The 19,572-nt window shown below is 32.9% G+C and carries 18 protein-coding genes; 12 read left to right on the plus strand and 6 right to left on the minus strand.

Translation table 11 applies throughout. From position 1 onward, the window contains the following. Positions 1 to 24: 24 nt before the first annotated feature. Positions 25 to 375 carry a competence protein gene (locus tag IWX80_RS05720; RefSeq protein ID WP_113635773.1) on the plus strand — a complete coding sequence of 117 codons (351 nt, stop codon included), beginning with the start codon at positions 25 to 27 and terminating at the stop codon, positions 373 to 375. A gap of 3 nt (positions 376 to 378) precedes the next feature. Then, positions 379 to 651 (plus strand): DUF6327 family protein, encoded by a 273-nt coding sequence (locus tag IWX80_RS05725; protein ID WP_113635775.1) that lies wholly within the window; start codon positions 379 to 381, stop codon positions 649 to 651. A 25-nt stretch (positions 652 to 676) separates the two neighbouring features. Here IWX80_RS05725 and IWX80_RS05730 read toward each other — a convergent pair whose 3' ends face one another. After that, entirely contained in the window at positions 677 to 1,657 is a 981-nt protein-coding gene (locus IWX80_RS05730) for an SPFH domain-containing protein (protein WP_113635777.1), read from the minus strand. A 78-nt stretch (positions 1,658 to 1,735) separates the two neighbouring features. On the opposite strand from IWX80_RS05730, the gene IWX80_RS05735 reads away from it, so the two are divergent. Beyond that, positions 1,736 to 2,377 (plus strand): outer membrane beta-barrel protein, encoded by a 642-nt coding sequence (locus IWX80_RS05735; protein WP_196852526.1) that lies wholly within the window; start codon positions 1,736 to 1,738, stop codon positions 2,375 to 2,377. Positions 2,378 to 2,471: 94 nt separating this feature from the next. On the opposite strand, the gene gltX is transcribed toward IWX80_RS05735, so the two are convergent. Then, positions 2,472 to 3,977 carry a glutamate--tRNA ligase gene (gene gltX, locus IWX80_RS05740; protein ID WP_196852527.1) on the minus strand — a complete coding sequence of 502 codons (1,506 nt, stop codon included), beginning with the start codon at positions 3,975 to 3,977 and terminating at the stop codon, positions 2,472 to 2,474. 153 nt (positions 3,978 to 4,130) lie between these two features. On the opposite strand from gltX, the gene IWX80_RS05745 reads away from it, so the two are divergent. The 5 genes from IWX80_RS05745 (at position 4,131) to IWX80_RS05765 (ending at position 11,734) form a co-directional block, all read left to right on the plus strand. Further along, on the plus strand, positions 4,131 to 7,433 hold the full coding sequence (locus IWX80_RS05745) for a hypothetical protein (protein ID WP_196852528.1): 3,303 nt from the start codon (positions 4,131 to 4,133) through the stop codon (positions 7,431 to 7,433). Beyond that, positions 7,430 to 7,849: an rRNA maturation RNase YbeY gene (gene ybeY / locus IWX80_RS05750; protein WP_196852529.1), complete on the plus strand. Its 420-nt coding sequence runs from the start codon at positions 7,430 to 7,432 to the stop codon at positions 7,847 to 7,849. Before IWX80_RS05745 ends, ybeY begins: the two co-directional genes overlap by 4 nt. 144 nt (positions 7,850 to 7,993) lie before the next feature. Next, positions 7,994 to 9,865, plus strand: coding sequence for a tRNA uridine-5-carboxymethylaminomethyl(34) synthesis enzyme MnmG (gene mnmG, locus IWX80_RS05755; RefSeq protein ID WP_196852530.1), 1,872 nt, complete (start codon positions 7,994 to 7,996; stop codon positions 9,863 to 9,865). 210 nt (positions 9,866 to 10,075) lie between these two features. Further along, the gene (locus IWX80_RS05760) at positions 10,076 to 10,924 is read left to right on the plus strand and encodes a class I SAM-dependent methyltransferase (RefSeq protein WP_196852531.1); all 849 of its coding nucleotides are present in this window, start codon (positions 10,076 to 10,078) and stop codon (positions 10,922 to 10,924) included. 243 nt (positions 10,925 to 11,167) lie between these two features. Beyond that, on the plus strand, positions 11,168 to 11,734 hold the full coding sequence (locus IWX80_RS05765; protein WP_196852532.1) for an OmpH family outer membrane protein: 567 nt from the start codon (positions 11,168 to 11,170) through the stop codon (positions 11,732 to 11,734). 60 nt (positions 11,735 to 11,794) lie between these two features. On the opposite strand, the gene IWX80_RS05770 is transcribed toward IWX80_RS05765, so the two are convergent. From IWX80_RS05770 to IWX80_RS05785, 4 genes are read right to left on the minus strand one after another with little or no spacing between them, the layout of a single operon-like run. Continuing rightward, positions 11,795 to 13,033: a nucleotidyltransferase family protein gene (locus IWX80_RS05770; protein WP_196852533.1), complete on the minus strand. Its 1,239-nt coding sequence runs from the start codon at positions 13,031 to 13,033 to the stop codon at positions 11,795 to 11,797. 47 nt (positions 13,034 to 13,080) lie between these two features. Next, positions 13,081 to 13,599 (minus strand): aspartyl/asparaginyl beta-hydroxylase domain-containing protein, encoded by a 519-nt coding sequence (locus IWX80_RS05775; RefSeq protein ID WP_196852534.1) that lies wholly within the window; start codon positions 13,597 to 13,599, stop codon positions 13,081 to 13,083. Beyond that, on the minus strand, positions 13,589 to 14,254 hold the full coding sequence (locus IWX80_RS05780) for a sulfotransferase family 2 domain-containing protein (protein ID WP_196852535.1): 666 nt from the start codon (positions 14,252 to 14,254) through the stop codon (positions 13,589 to 13,591). The genes IWX80_RS05775 and IWX80_RS05780 overlap by 11 nt, the downstream gene beginning before the upstream one ends. 33 nt (positions 14,255 to 14,287) lie before the next feature. Then, on the minus strand, positions 14,288 to 16,081 hold the full coding sequence (locus tag IWX80_RS05785; protein WP_196852536.1) for an asparagine synthetase B family protein: 1,794 nt from the start codon (positions 16,079 to 16,081) through the stop codon (positions 14,288 to 14,290). A gap of 57 nt (positions 16,082 to 16,138) precedes the next feature. Between IWX80_RS05785 and IWX80_RS05790 the strand changes: the two genes are divergently transcribed. Genes IWX80_RS05790 through IWX80_RS05805 form a run of 4 tightly spaced genes read left to right on the plus strand, consistent with a single transcriptional unit; the run spans position 16,139 to position 18,615 of the window. Then, complete coding sequence (locus IWX80_RS05790) at positions 16,139 to 17,053, plus strand: hypothetical protein (protein WP_196852537.1); 915 nt, start codon at positions 16,139 to 16,141, stop codon at positions 17,051 to 17,053. Next, complete coding sequence (locus IWX80_RS05795; protein WP_196852538.1) at positions 17,043 to 17,903, plus strand: sulfotransferase domain-containing protein; 861 nt, start codon at positions 17,043 to 17,045, stop codon at positions 17,901 to 17,903. Before IWX80_RS05790 ends, IWX80_RS05795 begins: the two co-directional genes overlap by 11 nt. Positions 17,904 to 17,912: 9 nt before the next feature. Next, positions 17,913 to 18,191 (plus strand): PqqD family protein, encoded by a 279-nt coding sequence (locus tag IWX80_RS05800; protein ID WP_196852539.1) that lies wholly within the window; start codon positions 17,913 to 17,915, stop codon positions 18,189 to 18,191. Further along, entirely contained in the window at positions 18,175 to 18,615 is a 441-nt protein-coding gene (locus IWX80_RS05805; RefSeq protein WP_334682232.1) for a lasso peptide biosynthesis B2 protein, read from the plus strand. Before IWX80_RS05800 ends, IWX80_RS05805 begins: the two co-directional genes overlap by 17 nt. Positions 18,616 to 19,572 lie beyond the last annotated feature (957 nt).

Consider the following 19,572-nt stretch of genomic DNA (forward strand, 5'->3'; position numbering starts at 1 on the left):
CTGACAAATCTTAAAACTAAATACATGGCTTTTGAAGAATTAAAAGAAAATACGGAGGATATTCAGGAACAAATACAAGGGTATATCCAGAGCAATGTGGCTTATTATAAATTATGGGGTTTCAAAGTAGCAATGAAATCGACGACCATGATTCTTAAGTTCACATTGATTTTTTTATGTTTTAGTATGGTTTTACTGTTTTGTTCTATAGCAGGAGCAATGGCAATTGGTAAATATTTAGATAATTATCCATTGGGATTTTTAATAATAGGAGGGATATATTTATTGATAACCAGTCTATTATTTTTAATAAAAGATAAAATTGTAGAAGGACCAATATTAGAGAAATTTTCAGAAATATTTTTTAACGACTAATTTATGGAAACCAAAAAATATTCTTCTTACGCTCAAATCGACAGAGAACTTGAAATTTTAAAGATTGAAAAAGAACTCAGTTATCAAAAATTGGTTTTTGGTGTAAAGAAAACTAAAGAAAGTTTTACACCTCAAAACATTGTAAGCGATTTAATAGGATCGTATAGTTCTGTTATTCCTTATGGAGCAATCGTTTCAACGGCAGCACCATTTATACTTAATAAAGCAATACCGTTTATCAAAAATTGGTTTGCAAAAAGAAAAAGAGGCGTTTAAGCCTCTTTTTTTATGATTTAAGTAATTATTCTTCCGTATCAGGAGTTTCTGGTGCATCAGGTAATTCGACCGCATTTTCCCTTCTAGAATTCCCTCTTTCACTTCTCTTTTTCATTAATTCACCTACTTGATTTGAAGCACTGAATGAAGCAATCATGTTATTAAGCATGTCACTTCCGGCTTGTGGAGAATTTGGTAATAAAATCAAATTTGAATTGGCATCAGCACCAATAGCTTGCAGCGTATCATAATGTTGGGTTACTACAATCAATGCTGAAGCTTCCTGTGAATTGATTCCAACTCTGTTCAAAACATCTACACTTTCTACCAAACCTTTTGCAATTTCTCTTCTTTGGTTCGCAATACCTTGTCCTTGTAAACGCTTACTTTCTGCTTCTGCTTCCGCTTTAGCAACAATTCTAATTCTGGATGCTTCTGCTTCAAATTCAGCAACCGTTTTTTCTCTGTCGGCAGCATTTATTCTGTTCATGGCATTTTTAACTTGAATATCCGGATCGATATCCGTTACCAAAGTATTGATGATTGTGTAACCATAAGTAGTCATGGCTTCGTTCAATTCTCTTTTTACAGCAATGGCAATATCATCTTTTCTTTCAAAAACATCATCCAGTTTCAATTTTGGAACTTCGGCACGAACGACATCAAATACATAAGAAGTAATTTGATCGTGTGGATATTCCAGTTTGTAAAAAGCATCATAAACAGTCTCTTTGATAACCATAAACTGAACCGAAACTTTTAGCTTCACAAAAACGTTGTCTTTGGTTTTTGTTTCAATGATAACGTCTAATTGTTGAATTTTTAGATTTACACGTCCTGCAATTCTGTCAATTAATGGAATTTTCAAATGCAAACCGGATTGTCTGATACTTAAAAATTTTCCAAATCGCTCTACAACAACAGCGGTTTGCTGTTTGACTGTAAAAAATGAAGAAAGTAAAATGAAAAACCCAAAGACCAGTAGGATAATTAAAGCAATGTTCATAATGTTTTTATTTTTAGTTAAAAATTATCTCACAATTTACAAAAAAACTTTAGGTTTGTCTTTGTAAATTCTAATTATATGAGAAAAATATCACTTAGTTTAGTTTTTGTTTTTTGTACATTATCTGTGTTTTCCCAATATAAATACAGAGATTCAAATAGAATTGGAATCAGTTTTGGTGTCAATCAATTTAGCTTAAACACAAACAATTTTCAGACAAAACCAGAATTGGGATGGAATGCAGGACTATCCATGCGGGGAAATTTCTATAATAATTGGGATATGGTTTATGCAATTCAGTTCAGTGAAAATAACTTTTCTGTTGCAACGAATAGTTTGACCTTGGCAAAAGAAGATGTAAATTATAAATTGGCTTCCGCACAAATTTCGCTACAAGCAAGTTTAAAAATTATCGAAAGTCATTTGAGTATTGAGTTTGGACCAATTGTTCAAGTAAATGGAAAGCTAAATTTAGATAACAAAGAGGAGAATAATGTCATTTCCGGTACAACGTTGTTAGCCAAAGATATTAGGGAGATTTCAAATTTTAATTTTTATCCAACAGTTGGAATCACTTTTGGAGTTCGTCATTTCAGAGCTAATGTTTCCTATCAATATGGTGTCAATAACATGCTTGAAAACTTGAACAACAAGAATTTAGGAGTTAATTTCAAGGGAAATCCCGGAATTATAAACGGGAATTTGATAATTTATTTGTAACTAATCACATAAGAATATAATGCAGAAGGCTCAAAATTCACTAAATCAAACATAGTGAACTTTGAGCCTTCTTGGTGAACTTTGTATTTAAAAACTATAAAGTTGCTATTGCTTTTTGAATTCTGTTAATCGTTTCGTCCTTTCCAATTACTTCAACGATATCAAATAGGTGAGGACCTTTCAGCGCGCCAACCAAACTCAAACGAAATGGTTGCATTACTTTTCCCATTCCAATTTCGTTTTTCGTCATCCAATCTTTGACAATCGTTTCAATATTCATCGAAGTGAAATCGGTGATTTCCTCCACAACAGAAATTAATTCCTGCATTAACGCCGGAGTTTCTACTTTCCAGTTTTTACTTGCTTTTTCATCATACGAAGTTGGAGCTACAAAAAAGAAATCACTCATTTCCCAAAATTCCGAAACAAAATGCGCGCGTTCTTTGATTAAAGAAACCACTTTTGTTATAACAGTATCATCTACAGAAAACCCTTTTTTAGCCAAAATAGGAGCATAGGCTTTAGACAAAGTTGCATCTTCTTGCTTGATTAAATACTGGTGATTGAACCATTTGTTTTTTTCCGGATCAAATTTGGCTCCAGCTTTATGAACTCTGTTTAAGTCAAATGCTGCCACTAATTCTTCCAGCGAGAATAATTCTTTATCCGTTCCGTCATTCCATCCTAATAGGGCTAGGAAGTTGATTACTGCTTCGGGGAAAAATCCTTTTTCTCTATAACCTGAAGATACGCCTTCTTCGGTTTTCCAATCCAATGGAAATACTGGAAATCCCATTTTATCACCATCACGTTTGGATAATTTTCCATTACCAACAGGTTTCATAATCAATGGTAAATGTGCAAATTCCGGTGCTTCCCAACCAAATGCTCTGTACAATAAAACGTGCAATGGCATTGATGGCAACCATTCTTCACCACGAATTACATGGGAAGTTTCCATTAAATGATCATCCACAATATTAGCCAAATGATAGGTAGGCATACCGTCACTTTTGAACAATACTTTATCGTCTAAAAGATTCGTTTCAAATTTTACATCACCACGAATAATATCATTCAAATGCAAGGTTTCATTCACCGGAGTTTTAAAACGGATTACATAATGTTCTCCAGCAGCAATTCTTTTAGCAGTTTCGTCTGCAGAAATAACTAGCGAAGTGTCTAGTTTTTCTCTGTTAGTATGATTGTATATAAAGGTTTTTCCTTGTTCTTCTTCTAATTTTCTTGCTGCATCCAAAGCTTCTGCAGTATCAAAAGCATAATACGCATTTCCTGAATTGATTAATTCAGCAGCATATTGTTGGTACAAATCTTTTCTTTCGCTTTGACGGTATGGACCAAATTTTTCATTTTTACCAATAGTCTCATCTGGCGCAATTCCTAACCATTCCAGCGCTTCCATGATATATTCTTCAGCACCTGGAACAAAACGATTTTGGTCTGTATCTTCAATTCTCAGGAAGAAAACACCATTGTTTTTTTTGGCAAACAAATAATTGAATAATGCGGTACGAACGCCGCCAATATGTAAAGGTCCAGTTGGACTTGGTGCAAAACGCACCCGAACTTGTTTAGACATTGCTGTAAATTTTTTGCGAAGATACAAATTCGATTTCTCATGTTATTATCTGAAAATGAGATAATGTAAGATTAATGAGTTTGATGATTTTTAACATTTCTTTATTCATATAAATTGTTACTTTTATTGGTTACAAAAAACAAAGCATAAATTTTGGAAACTCAGCAATTTATTTATCAAAAATTAGAAGCTTTTATCAGAAAGTTTTACACCAACGAATTGATTCGGGGAACTATCTTCTTTATCGGTTTAGGATTGTTGTATTTCCTATTTACGCTTTTTGTTGAATATTTTCTCTGGCTCAAGCCAATGGGAAGAACCATTTTATTTTGGACTTTCGTTGGAGTAGAAGTGTATCTGTTGTTCCGTTTTATTTTGTTTCCCATTTTTAAATTATTCAAACTTCAGAAAGGAATCGATTACAATCAGGCTTCGGCAATTATTGGAAATCATTTTACGGAAGTGAGCGACAAACTGACTAACTTTTTGCAACTATCAAATCCTGATGAACATCAAATCAAATCGGAATTATTGGTCGCATCGATTGAACAAAAAGCGAATGCATTGCAACCAATTCCTTTTGGGAACGCCATAAACTACAACCGAAACAGAAAGTATTTTCCTTTGGCTTTAATTCCAATATTGCTATTTGCTTTCTTTTACTTTTCAGGAAACAGTAGCATGATTTCACAAAGTTTGAATAGAGTAGTACATTTCAATTCGACTTTTTTACCACCGGCTCCTTTTAAATTCGTAGTTCTTAATTCGAATTTACAAACCGAACAAGGAAAGGATTTTATACTTCGAATTAAAAGTGAAGGAAAGATAGTTCCTGAGAATGCGATGATTTTTATTGATGACGAAAGTTATTTTATGGAATCATCTAAAGAAGGAGAGTTTCAATTTAAGATGGCAAAGCCTTCAGAAAACATTTTGTTCCACGTGGAGGGAAATGCTATTTCTTCTCCAGATTATGAATTGAAAGTGATAACCGTTCCATCGATTGCAAATTTTGAAATGCAGTTGAACTTTCCTTCTTATTTGAATAAAAAAGCTGAAATTATAAAAGGAACAGGAAATGCAGTCATTCCAGAAGGAACGCGTGTAACTTGGAAAATCAATACGCAAGCGACACAAAATGTAGAGTGGATGGACGGAATTTCTAAAGCTTCTTTTTCGAAATCACAAAACACCTTTATTTTATCTAAAAATATAGTTCAAAACACAGATTATCAAATTCTTACTTCAAATGATAAGGTAAAAAACTACGAAAAACTCAATTATCAGCTTACTATTGTCAAAGATCAGTTCCCAACGATCAATGTTAACAATGCACCGGACAGTTTGAAGGTGGCTAAGAACTATGTTTTAGGTCAAATCTCAGATGATAATGGTTTGTCTAAACTACAGATTGTTTATTACGAAAGAGAGAAACCACAAACTGCTAAACGTGGAACAATTGCTATTAAGAAAAGTGCTTTTGACCAATTTGTATTTTCGTTTCCAAGTAATCTTCCGGTAGAGCAAGGCGTATCTTATGATTATTATTTTGAAGTTTTTGATAACGATGCAATCCATAATTTTAAAAGCACGAAGTCTTCGGTTTTCTCGAATCGTGTTTCTACAGATGAGGAAAAAGAAGATCAAATTTTGCAGCAGCAAAATGACAACATTAACAGTTTAGAGAAGTCTTTAAAGAATCAGGATAAGCAAATCTCTGAAATGGAGAAGTTGCAAAAAACTGGAAAAGAAAAAGAAAATCTGGATTTCAAAGATCAGCAAAAAGTAAGTGATTTCATCAAACGTCAAATGAAACAGGATGAGATGATGAAAGAATTTACTAAAAAAATGAACGATAATTTGGAGCAATTCAAAACCGATAAAAAGGATGAATTAAAAGAAGAACTTCAAAAACGAATGGACAAAGCCGAAAAGGAATTGGAAAAAAACCAGAAGCTTTTAGATGAATTGAAAGAACTAAACGATAAAATTCAGAATGAAGAGTTGTTGTCTAAGTTGGATAAATTTAAGCAAAACAGTAAAAATCAAACTAAGAATTTAGAACAATTGGTTGAATTGACCAAGAGATTTTATGTAGAAAAGAAAGCAGAGCAATTAGGCGACAAACTGGACAAGCTTTCTGAAAAGCAAGATAAATTATCTAATGATGAAAAGGAAAATAAATTAGATAAGCAAGAAGACATCAATACTGATTTTGACAAAATCCAAGAAGATTTAAACGATCTTGAAAAAGAAAATAAGGAATTGAAATCACCTTTGGATTTACCTAAAGACGATGCTAAAGAGAAAAGTATTGATGAGGATTTGAAGAAAGCTTCTGAGGAATTGAAGAAAGACAAAAAGGATAAGGCTAAACCAAATCAAAAAAGCGCTTCTAAAAAGATGAAAGAGATGGCGCAAAAAATGGCACAAACTTTGGAGCAAGGTGAGATGGAACAATTGCAGGAAGATGTTGCGATGTTGCGACAAATTTTAGACAATTTATTAGCATTTTCTTTGTCACAAGAAGACTTGATGAACCAATTTAAAAAGCATAAATCAGGATCTCCGGCGTTCAATAAAAATATCAAAGTTCAACAGGATTTAAAACAGCAGTTCAAGCATGTTGACGACAGTTTATTTGCGATGTCGTTGCGCAATCCTAAAATTGCGGAGGATATTACTAAAGAAATTGGCAATGTAGTTTACAACGTAGATAAGTCTTTGTCCAGTTTAACAGATGCTCAAGTTCCAAAAGGTTTGTCGCATCAACAATATACCATTTCTGCGGCTAACAAATTAGCAGATTTCCTAAGTGATATGCTTAACAATATGCAAATGCAAATGTCAGGTATGGGTTCTGGTAAACCGAAACCGGGTCAAGGACAAGGAATGCAATTGCCGGATATTATTAAAAAGCAAGAAGGTCTTGGCGAGAAAATGAAAGACGGAATCAAGAAAGGCGAGAAGCCTGGTGAAGGTCAAAAGGGACAAAATGGCAAACAAGGAAAACCTGGTGAATCAGGTCAAGACGGTGAGGGTGGTGAAGGCGATGCAAAAGCTATAATGGAAATTTATAAAGAGCAAAAGCAATTGCGCGAAGCATTACAAAACGAATTGAATAAACAAGGATTGGGCGGTAATGGACAAAGTGCTTTGGAACAGATGAAGCAAATTGAAAAGCAATTATTGAACAAAGGTTTTAAGAACGAAACGCTTCAAAAGATTTTAAATGTAAAACAGGAATTGTTGAAATTGAATTCTGCCATTCAGCAACAAGGAGAGGAAAATAAACGCCAATCTGAAACTAATAAAAAGGAGTTTAATAATCAATCTAATGCGCTGCCAGCTGCTTTATTAGATTATTTAAATAGCATAGAAATATTAAATAGACAATCCTTACCTTTGCGCTCGAATTTTAATCAAAAGGTTCAAGAATATTTTAATAAAAAATGATCAATTTTAATTACGAAACCGACTTTAATTTAGACAACGAAGAAGCTACAGCTGCTTGGCTGGGAAATGTTATTAGCTCGGAAAATAAGAAAGAAGGTGAGATAAATTACATCTTTTGTGACGACGAGTATTTACATAAGATCAATGTTGAGTATCTCGATCACGATACATTAACGGATATCATCAGCTTTGATTATTCTATGGGTAATGAATTGCACGGAGATATTTTTGTTTCTATCGAAAGAGTAAGAGACAATGCTAATGATTTCAATGTTTCTTTTGAGGAAGAATTAAAGCGCGTTTTAGTTCATGGAATTTTACATTACTGCGGTTATAAAGACAAAGGTGAGGCTGAAGAGCTTTTAATGCGATCTAAGGAAGACGAAAAAATTGCTATGTTTCACGTGGAACAATAGTGTCGTTCTAATTTTTAAATCAAAAGTGTTTCACGTGGAACATTTAGTTTTGATTTAAAAAATAAATTTACAGTGTTTCACGTGGAACAAAATATATAGATTTCAAAATTACAATCCTTAAGAAGGATTAAATTATAAAAGAAGATGTTTCTAAATGAATATGATGTAATCGTTGTTGGTGCAGGACATGCCGGTTCTGAGGCTGCTGCAGCTGCAGCAAATCTGGGTTCAAAAACCTTATTGGTAACAATGAGTTTGCAGAATATTGCCCAGATGTCATGCAACCCAGCTATGGGTGGAATTGCCAAAGGACAAATTGTGCGTGAGATTGATGCGCTTGGAGGATACTCGGGAATTGTTTCGGACAGAACTGCAATCCAGTTCAAGATGCTGAATAAATCCAAGGGTCCTGCAATGTGGTCGCCGCGTGTTCAAAGTGACCGTATGCGTTTTGCTGAGGAGTGGAGAATGATGCTAGAAGGTACTCCAAATCTTGATTTTTATCAAGAAATGGTTAAAGGTTTGGTTATTGAAAACGGAAAAATAAAAGGAATCCGAACTTCGCTTGGAGTGGAGATTCGATCTAAATCTGTTGTGTTGACCAATGGAACTTTCCTGAATGGTTTGATTCATATTGGTGAAAAACAATTTGGAGGAGGAAGAGCAGGCGAGAGTGCTGCTCATGGAATCACAGAAGATTTAGTTGTCGCAGGTTTTGAATCAGGACGAATGAAAACGGGAACGCCTCCAAGAGTAGATGGACGTTCGTTAGATTACTCGAAAATGAATGAAGAAAAAGGAGATGCTAAACCGGATAAGTTTTCCTATTCCGATGTGACTTCGCCTTTGGTTCATCAAAGATCTTGTCACATGACGTACACCTCTCTGGATGTTCATGATATTTTGAGAGAAGGTTTTGATCGTTCGCCAATGTTTAACGGAAGAATAAAAAGTCTTGGGCCAAGATATTGTCCGTCCATTGAAGATAAAATTAATCGTTTTGCAGATAAAGAAAGACACCAATTATTTGTGGAGCCAGAAGGATGGAATACGTGCGAGGTTTATGTAAATGGATTTTCCACATCGCTTCCTGAGGATATTCAATTCAAAGCGTTGAGTTCTGTTGCGGGATTTGAGAAAGTGAAATTCTTTCGCCCGGGTTATGCAATCGAATATGATTATTTCCCGCCGACACAATTGAAACACACTTTGGAAACTAAGCTTGTTGAAGGTTTGTATTTTGCAGGACAAATAAACGGAACTACAGGATATGAAGAAGCGGCTTCTCAAGGATTGATGGCTGGAATAAATGCGCATTTAAAAGTGCATGAAAAAGCGCCATTAATTTTAAAAAGAGACGAAGCGTACATCGGAGTTCTTATTGATGATTTAATTACGAAAGGAACGGAAGAGCCTTACAGGATGTTTACTTCTCGTGCAGAATATAGAACGTTGTTGCGTCAAGATAATGCCGATTTCAGGTTGACGCCAATGTCTCATGAAATAGGTTTGGCTTCAGAAGCGCGTTTGCGCAGAATGGAACACAAATTAAATGAATCTGAAAAAATGGTAGCATTCTTCAAAGAAACGAGTGTTTCGGTTGCAGAAGCAAATCCTATTTTAGAATCAAAAGATACGACATTGATTACCCAAGGGGATAAAATGTTCAAAGTGTTTTCTCGTCCGCAAATTGATTTGGAAGACATCATGAAATTTGAAAAGGTTGCGGCTTATGTTGCGGAAAATGATTTAGACCAAGAAATTTTGGAACAAGCCGAAATTCAAGTGAAGTATTCTGGTTACATAGAAAAAGAAAGAAACAATGCTGATAAATTGCTTCGACTGGAAGATGTGAAAATCCCAGAGAATTTTGATTATGAGAAAATCAAATCCATGTCGATTGAGGCAAAACAAAAATTAAGCAAGATTCGTCCGGTAACTATTTCTCAAGCATCAAGAATCAGTGGTGTTTCGCCAAGTGATGTTTCTGTATTGTTGATTTACATGGGACGTTAGGGATTGTAGATTTTTGATTGCAGATTTATGAAAGATCTGAAATCAGAAATCGTTAATCTTTATTCTTAAATCATTTTGTTCCACGTGAAACTACGCTGTGAAGCCTTGCTATAATTGAATAATCACAAAAATAAAAATTCAGCCCTGAAAGCATCCGTCGATTTTTTCAGGGTTTAGTTTAAATTTAAAATATAAAAGCACTATTAATTAATGGACATTTCAAACCAACAGCCTTTTTTGACCGTTCAAGATTATTCTGTTTCTCAGGAAATTTTCGATTTGTATCATGATGATAAATTGGACATGCTGATTACGACTCCGCAGCCCAGTTTAGAAAATTTAGGAAAGTATTACGAAAGCGTGGATTATATTTCGCACACCGACAGCAAAAGGTCTTTATTTGAAAAAGCATATCATTTTGTAAAAAGCATTGCGCTTAAAAACAAATTGAATTTAATCAATTCATTGCAACCGAATAAAGGAAGCATTTTAGACATTGGTGCCGGAACAGGAGATTTTTTATTTGTGGCCAAAGAAAACGGTTGGCATACAGTAGGAGTGGAGCCAAGCGACAAAGCAAAATCGATTGCAAAAAAGAAAGGTGTTTCATTTGTTGGGGAAACCAGCGAATTAGACAGTCATTCTTTTGATGTGATTTCGATGTGGCATGTTTTGGAACACGTTCCAAATTTGGAAAATCAAATCAAAGAATTGAAACGATTATTAAAACCAAACGGAACTTTAATTATTGCTGTTCCAAATTTCAAATCTTTTGATGCAAAACATTACGGAAAGTTTTGGGCAGCTTATGATGTGCCAATTCATTTTTGGCATTTCTCTAAAACGGCTATAAAAATGCTTTTCGAAAAAGAAGAAATGAAATTGGTAAAAGTACTTCCTATGAAATTTGATTCTTTTTATGTGAGCTTACTTTCTGAAAAATACAAAACCGGTAAAATGAATTATGCAAAAGCCTTTTTCATCGGTTTGCAGTCGAATTGGAAAGCGAAGAAGAATTTCGAGTATTCTTCACACATTTACATCTTGAAAAACAAGTAAAATCATTTTAAGCGTATTTAAGCGCATTTTTTGGCTAAATCTAGGGTGATTATTCGATTTTAAAACTAATTTCCTTAATTAAAAGATATGAAGTCCGTTTTTAATAGTCATAAATTATCCATTCATTAATCACAATAATAAAATCCTATATCACAAAAAAGTAGCATTTTTTAAACTTTATGTCAATGCTATCTATTTTTTTATATTTTTGTCACCAATACTCAAAACTAGAAATTTATCAAAATGAAAAAAGCATTATTAATTATCGCATTATCAATTTCAATTGTTGCTTGTAACAAACCAGCCGAAGTAGCTAAAGAAGTAAAAACAGCTTACGTAGACACTTCTGAATTAATGAAAGAATATACAGAGGCAAAAGACCTTGAAGCAAAATATAAAACAAAAGCAGAAGAAAAAGGAAGACAGCTAGAAGCAGAGATTGCAAGGTTTAAGCAAGAAGCGGCAAATTTTCAAGCACAAGCACAAGCTAATGGCCAAGAATGGGCTCAGAAAAAAGGAGCTGAATTGCAAAAAAGAGAACAACAATTAGGTTATGCACAACAAGCATTGTCTCAAGAATTACAAGTGGAGAGCGGAAAAGAAATGGATTCTTTAGTAAGCGGTGTGAAAAAGTTCATAAAAGCGTACGGTAAAGAAAAAGGATATGCTTACATCTATGGAACTGGTGATGCAGCTTCAATTTTATACGCTGAAGACAAATTTGATATTACAAAAGAAATCATTAAAGGCTTGAACGATAAATATAAAGCACCTGCAAAAACAGAAGAAAAAGCAGAAGCTAAAAAATAATTTTTTATATTAATTCAAAGATTTGCCTTCATCTAGCTTTAGATTGAAGGCATTTTTTTATTAAACATGTTTATAAGGATTGCTGGGAGTGAAAAGCAACCGGAATGGCCTGATTATATAATATAAAAAATAGAGGCTTTTATAAAGCTTAATTGACATGTAATCATCTGGCTGCGGATCGCTCAAACTAAGGATACTTTTTACGAGATACATGGTTTTATCGCGCTTTCTGTTGTAGAACTGAGATTTGTATTTTAATTGAATATAATTAAAAACAATGCCATCTAAAAAGGGATATTTATTTTTTCGGACTTTTCTATAGGAACTAGTCAAGATTCTTTTGGTAAGTGATTTTTCGGTTCCACACTCAATAGTTTCATTTAATGGAATACCAATAATTTGAGAGAGTATATTCTGCACTAAAACTAAATTATAATTGGTATTTAGTTCATTTAAGATATTTTGGCTGTCTGCGTCAATTTTCTCATCTTTATTTATAATTTCAAGATAAACAGTAATTTGAGCTAAATCAACGACTGTTTTGAGGTAGCCCATACCATCCATCAGCAGGTGATGTAGTACAATTGATCGATACTGTTCAACAGGATGTAAAGTTGAAATTTCTTTTTGAAAAAGTTTATTTTTGTATAATGTATTTGTGTTAAAGGTATTGCGGTGATTGGGTAAATGAATACTTTTATTGATTGTATTAAAGTGCATCTCTACATGCTGGATCCTCTTTGCATCTTTGATCAAATCAAAATTTAAATCCTTGTGCGTCTTAATAAATTGTTCATGCCCCATCCAATTATAGTAATTTTTTTGGGGAGCAATATAACCTACATTCTCTAAAATATGTATTGTTTGCGGAATATCTTCAGGACTAATGATTAGGTCAATATCACTAGACTCTCTCATACTGATATTACCAAAAAACTGCTTCGAAAATGCCGTTCCTTTGTACGGAATCACAGTAATATTATTTTGTTGAAGTAATAGAATTAATCTTTCGGTTTCTTTGGCCTGTTCGAAACTTTGTAACGTAAGTTTGTTTAATTCATTCGTTATTTTATTTCGGAATTCTATCGGTACTGTTGCTTTTAATATAATTCGGTACACTAAAGGCCTAATGCGATGAATACGGCAGTTTTTTACAAAGCTTGACCAATCAACCTCATTGCAATCTATAAAGTCATTTAAATCGCTTGTTTCGGCCGTTTTAAAGTGAATCCTACAGCATAAAAGAATTAGTGCCATGGAGTTTCCATATCCGTTTTTTATGTCTGTAATAGCTATCATTTAGTAGAATTGGTTTTGCTTTGGCTAGTAATAGTTTGCTTTTAGAATTAACGATTAGATACTTTCCAATCAATCAAGAGGTGTATGCGGTCAGTTTCTCCTCTATTTTCTACAGAGTGGTATTTATCATCATTATTGATTTCCCATATTTCACCTGCTTTCATATTGATAATTTCATTATCAACCTCGAAATAGCATTTTGAATTAGTTTGAATAGGTATATGAATTCGATGGTATTTTTTAAAATTTTCCCCTTTGTCTATGTGTCTTTTTATTGTTTTTCCAGCTGGGAGATTAATTAAAATTGCAGATTGAAATTCTCCTTTTCCGATTTTTTCGTGTAAAATTATTTTTATTTTTTCTAGTTCAGGAATAAAACGTCCAAAATCTTTATGAATTTTTATAGACTCTAGTTTTTCATCAAAAAGCATTGGAACAGTAAGTGTTTCTGCATGGACTTTATGAGCAATTTGCCTGAATTGAAAACGGTTCCAGTCTAAACTTTCTAGTTTTTCTAACAAACTATTGATGTCAATTGTCCCAAAATATTTGAAATTAAAATTCATAATCTAAATCTTTAAAATCGTCATTAAATAATTCTTGAACCTGTTTTTTTTGGTCATCAGTATAATAATTATTAAAATCTGCTCTTGTAGAGGAGTTTACTTTTATTTTGGGTAAATCATCTAGTTTAAAGTTAATTAATTCAGACAAAGAACTGATATCCTCAGTCAATTCTTCTAATTTGAAATAATGGATTATAGCATTCATATCATTCCAATAGGTTTGATTAAAATAAAATCGCAATCCGCCCCAATTTCCTCTGGCAAATGATTTTTTTTTATGTGCAATACTACCATAAAAACTTTCATAAAACGAGTCAGTTTCATTAGGGAGCAAATGTTTGAAGTCACCTAATTTTTCAATTAATTCATCTAGACTCATTTTTGTTTTCAAGATGTCCATCTGATGGAACCAAGCAGAAATTAAACGGTCATAAGGATTTCTGACTATTTGAATAATTTTATAATTCGTTAATTGATCAATAGGAATATTGTATACATAACATATTTCAGATAAAGTTAAATGATAAATTGGATAGTCCACTTTTCGTATTGGAGGACGAAAATAAAAGCCCGAATCCATTAAAAGTTTTCTTAATGAATTAGAAGCTGTTTTTGGTGGCAAAAGAAGAATTATTTTTTCTTTTTCAATAATCATAATTTTAAAAATATTTTGTGTTCAAAGAGTATGTTAAATATTCATATCAATTAAATAATCCATTTCTTTTAAATTATTCAATCGTTTCATTTTCATGAGTTCATTTTCAGCTTCTTTAAGAAGATATTCATCTTCAGAAATCATTAAGCCCGTGCGGTTTTTGGGTCTATAGTTTTTAAGCTCTTCTGCTTTAGTAAGTATCCAATAATCGGCAAAAGCTAGGGTTTTAGCACCGCTTCGCTTGGGTTGTAATCTAACTTTATCTGGTAAAATACCAATAGCTATGTTTCGAAATAAAGCCCTAGAATAAGGTTTTGGTTTAAATAAATCGGAAGGTAAACTATACATAATTTCTAATAAACGGACATCTGCTAGCGGATAAACAGTTTCTATATTGTATTGATTGGCATAGGCGCCCTCGGATTCAGTACGTAACGAAGTATGCGCTCTACAAATTTGTTGTTTTTGCCAACTTTTAAAACTAGGATTAAATGCAAAAGAACTATCTTTTAATTCCTTGTAAAATTTAGAATTAGGATTTAGTAAATTTCTTTTTTCTTGAATTTCGGAATAGTTTAATGCAGTTGTTTTTGCTCTTTTCGAGCGATAATAATGAATTGTGTTTCGGATTGCACCAAGTTTAAAATCAATTAGAAATCTAAATAAACCTTTAATATTAAAATTGTTTAGATAGTCGTAAAAATAATTGCTTCCATTTTGTGAAATTCCCTCGTCTCCCGGAAAACCACTAAAAATGACTTCTACTTGGTTTTTTTCTGCAGCTACTTTATACAAACTGTCCTGCCAGATACAATCGCTATTAGCAAATCCGCCCATAACGGCATTCTTCTTATCTAATTCTTCAAAAGCATCTTTGTAGTAAAAAGAAGTAATGTGGCTGTGGTTTTCACGAATTAAATTAGCATATGAAATGATTTCCTCCTGTGTTCCTTGTTCGTCAATGCCATTATCTGAGTAGTTTTTTGTGGTTTCGTCCAAAACAAAAGAGTAGGTATACAGCTTTTTTTTATCCATAATTCGAGACAAAATAACTGCTATGGCTGAGGAATCCATACCGCCAGAAAGTTGACATCCCACATTTTTCTTGCCTCTTATTCTTGATTGTATTGCAGTTTCAAGTGCTGTTCTTAAAAGGGAATAGTAATCTTCTTTGGTCTTACAGTGACTTAAATCTACCGTTCCGAGTTCCCAATACCTGATTTCTTCTATTTTTGCTCCAGCATTTATTGCAACATAATGAGCTGGTTTTAATCTTCTAATATGCTTAAAAAAAGTATCTTCTACCTCTTGAGGAAAATTACAGAGTTCTTTGGCTATGTAGCTTTTGTTCAACTCTGGTTTTTTAACTAAAGCTGATTTTATCACTGGAATACTTGTGCCAAAGTAAAGCAAGCCTTCCTGCTCGATATAAAAAAGTGGGCGAATTCCCATTTGGTCTTTGGCTAAAAAAAGGTTTTTTTTACTTTCATCCCAAATAGCAAAACTAAAATCACCTACGAGGTATTTCACGCAATCTTTACCCCAGTGTTGGTAAGCGGCCAAAATCACCTCTTTTTCAACGGTATTTTCAGCAAGATTCAATTGTGATTGTAGTTTAGCAATATTGTCTAATCTACACCAGCCTACATATTGTAGATGAGAAAACGGAGTATTTACAGCTATTGGTGAGGCAAAATCTTCCAGTAAAATTTCATCAATTAGTAAAGCAGTGTTTTCTTGAATTACTAATTTAGTGGTTAGATATTTAGCAGTTACGTTTGCAAAATCGCCATTTTTTAAGTTTAAAATTCCAAAAAATCCTTTCATTTCACTGTATTTTTTTACATTTGCTAAGTTAATAAATTTTTAAAATGATGCTAACTAATGCTATATAATTACAAAGTTTTTAATTTAAACTGTACATCAACTATTACGCTTCCTTCATTTATTGTTAATGAAGATAGTATAAAAGCTGATTTTGAGGTAGTTTTAGGAGCTGTAGCCCCTAATTTTAAAAAGGAACCGGCGGTAAAAAAACCATTTACTCACTTTAATGAAAATGAATTTTTTTATCAAGTACCTGACATTGCTCGTTATTTTGTTACTGATGGCAATAAAGTTGTCATTGAACCACTATGTGAAGATTGGGATTCTATTTTATTATTTTTTTATTCGAATTGTATTGCGGCCATTTTATTTCAGAGGGATTTAATTCCTTTCCATGTTTCTGGAGTTTTGGATAAAAATGATGGACTTTGGTTGTTTGCCGCTCCTTCCAGAACAGGTAAATCAACAACCGCTTTAAAATTAAAAGAAAAAGGTTATACCTACTTTACGGATGATACAGCATTAATTACTATTGAAAATGATACTTGTGTTGCCATTGCTTCGTATCCTGTTTTAAGAGCTTGGCAAAACACCATGAACAACCAGCGAGTATATGATTTGTCCGAAGGAAAGCAATTGCGTGCGGAAGTCAATAAATTTGGAATTGCTTTTCACGATGATTTTGTATCCTCATCGCAAAAAGTAAAGGGAATTATTTTCTTAGAGATGCAAGGTGATACTATTCAAATAGAACGTTTGAAACCAGCTTTAGGTATGCAAAACTTAGGAAACAATATTTACCGCAGTAAATGGGTGCATGGAATGAACAAGCAATTGTTGCAGTTTAAAACTGTGGGCGCCATTTCGCAAAAAGTACCTTTCTGGAAAGCAATAAGACCTAAAGATAAAGCGAGTTTTGATAGTTTTGCCGATGCCATAATTGAACAAATTATTGAAGCGGATGGAAAATAATATTATTTGGCTGGCTTCGTATCCTAAATCAGGGAATACTTGGTTTCGCAGTTTTTTGACCGCTTTATTGAATCAAGGTGAAATTGACATCAATAAAATGGAAACCGACGGTATTTTCTCTGCAAAAGAGTATATTGAAAGTATTTTAGATTTATCTGTGGATGATCTAAGGCCACGAGAATTTGAGTCTTTTAGAAAAATAGCTTTTGTACATAAAGCCCAAGAAACAAAAAAAGAATTATTTGTCAAGATTCATGATGCCTATACCTATTCCCGTTGGGATGGATTGCCTTTAATTCCCAATACAGGAAGTCGGGTAGCGTTGTATTTAGTTCGTAATCCGCTAGATGTGGTCCTTTCATTAGCAAACCATGCGGGATTGAACATAGATGATACCATAGAAAAATACATGAATTGTGAAGAAGGCGCTTTTATAAAAAAAGGAAAAACTGCCCAGCAATATTATCAACTAATGGGTACTTGGGCTATGCACGCGGCTAGTTGGATGAATCAAAAGGAAATTCCAGTTCATTTTATTCGGTATGAAGACATGAAAGCAAAATCCTTTGAAACGTTCAAAGCAGCGGTGGTACAAATGAAGCTCAATTACAGCGACGAGGCTATTTTGAAAGCTATTGAGGCTTGTGATTTTAAGAAATTAAAACAACAGGAAGAAAGCAAAGGTTTTAAAGAAAAACAAATTCCTTCTTCGGCTTTCTTTTTTAAAGGAGAAACCGGACGCTGGAAATACGAATTAACCAAAGAACAAATACATAAAATTATTACAGTAAACGAATCGATAATGAAGCGTTTTGGGTACTGGGATGAAGCAATAAACCAAATAAAATAAACTCAAAATATGGAAAATAAAAAATACCTTTTAAATACTGATAAAGTTTTGTTTACGCCTCTTGAAGAAGAAGGCGTTTTATACGCTATTGAAGACAATAAATACATCAGTTTGAATACTACTTATACTTCTATTGTACAGTATATTGCCGAAGGCCTAGAATACAATGCTATTGTAGCTCAATTAATGAATGAATATGAAGTGGAGCAAAAGCTGTGCGAAGAGCAATTAATGACTGTTTTAGAAGATCTTATTGCGAAAGATTACATTAATGAAACTACTGCTTAGAAAATTTAAAAACGCTCTTTTTTTAAGCGCACGCCAGCGAAAATTCATTTTGCTGGTGTTTTGGCTTTCGATTTATAGAAACCTCTTATTATTGTGCAATTCCCAAAAAGCGTTTACTGAACATATTTGCAAAAAGGAACACATTAAAACAAGTATAACTAAAGAAAAAATAGCCATAGTAAAGGATATTGCAGTGGCTATTGCTATCGTCAATAAGTATTTGCTTTGGAAAAATGTTTGCCGCCATCAATCATGGCAGGCAGTCTATTTATTGTTAAAATACCAAATTCCGTTTGAATATATCGTTGGTATTCATAAAACAAAGATCATTAAAGAAGGACATTCTTGGGTAAAAGTTAATGATAAATTTGTTTGCGGGAAATGCAATGTAAGTGATTACAGCATTATACTTTTACAAAGTTAACTGTTTTTATCGACTAGAAACACCAGAATAATCAAGAGATTCATTGACGTCTGTAGCTCCTTTTCTTAAAGGAGCATTCACTTCAATTTCAATAGCTTGAGTAGTGATCTGTTGTTTTTTTCAATATTCATGATTTTTTTCGTATGTTATTAATTCAAATAAAAACAGTTTTTTTACACTTAAATTTCTAATTAACTTTACGTTTTAGAATAAAAAAAGTCCACTTGTATGAAAGTGAACTGAATTTGTTAACAAATGTAATTTTTTGCATTAACTACTAAAGTCTGTATCTTTGACCGCGTTAGTCAAGTCGCCACTATTCACTTCAATTTCAATAGCTTTAGGATTAATCCATTGTTTTATTTTTAAAAAAGTGTGTTTTAATAAAAACGATTAAAGGTTATTCAGACCTTGTAATTTTAATGATGAAAAAACACATTAATTTTAATTTAAGATGCTGGTCCATAGGAAGCTACTTCAACAATGTTGTCGTATTTACCAGTATTCACTTCAATTTCAATAGCTTTAGGATTAATCCATTGTTTTTTTTCTGGATTCATAGTTTTCTGTTTTGAGTAGGTTTAAAATTAAAATATAAAAATATAATTTTTTCTAGAAAATTCGTGTAGTTTTAAATTTTAGGCAGAAAAAAAGTAGATTTGTGGAGAAAAAATGGACTAAATTAATTTTATAACTTCATTTAGCTCATTGTCTGGTAACTTATACCTTCTCGGATGCTTGTAGGGTTACCACTATTCACTTCAATTTCAATAGCTTCTGGAGCAATCCATTGTTTTTTTTCTGTATTCATAGTTTTATATTGTTTAAGGTTTAAAATAGTAAATCAAAGTTATGCTTTTTTTTGTAAAAAAAAACTTTACGAAGAAAAAAAGGAAAAAGACTTATTTACATGACTATTTTTTTAAAAAATATTTTTGTCGAAAATACAACCAAAAG

It is taken from the genome of Flavobacterium sp. CAN_S2, assembly GCF_015752255.1.
Taxonomy (GTDB): Bacteria; Bacteroidota; Bacteroidia; order Flavobacteriales; family Flavobacteriaceae; genus Flavobacterium.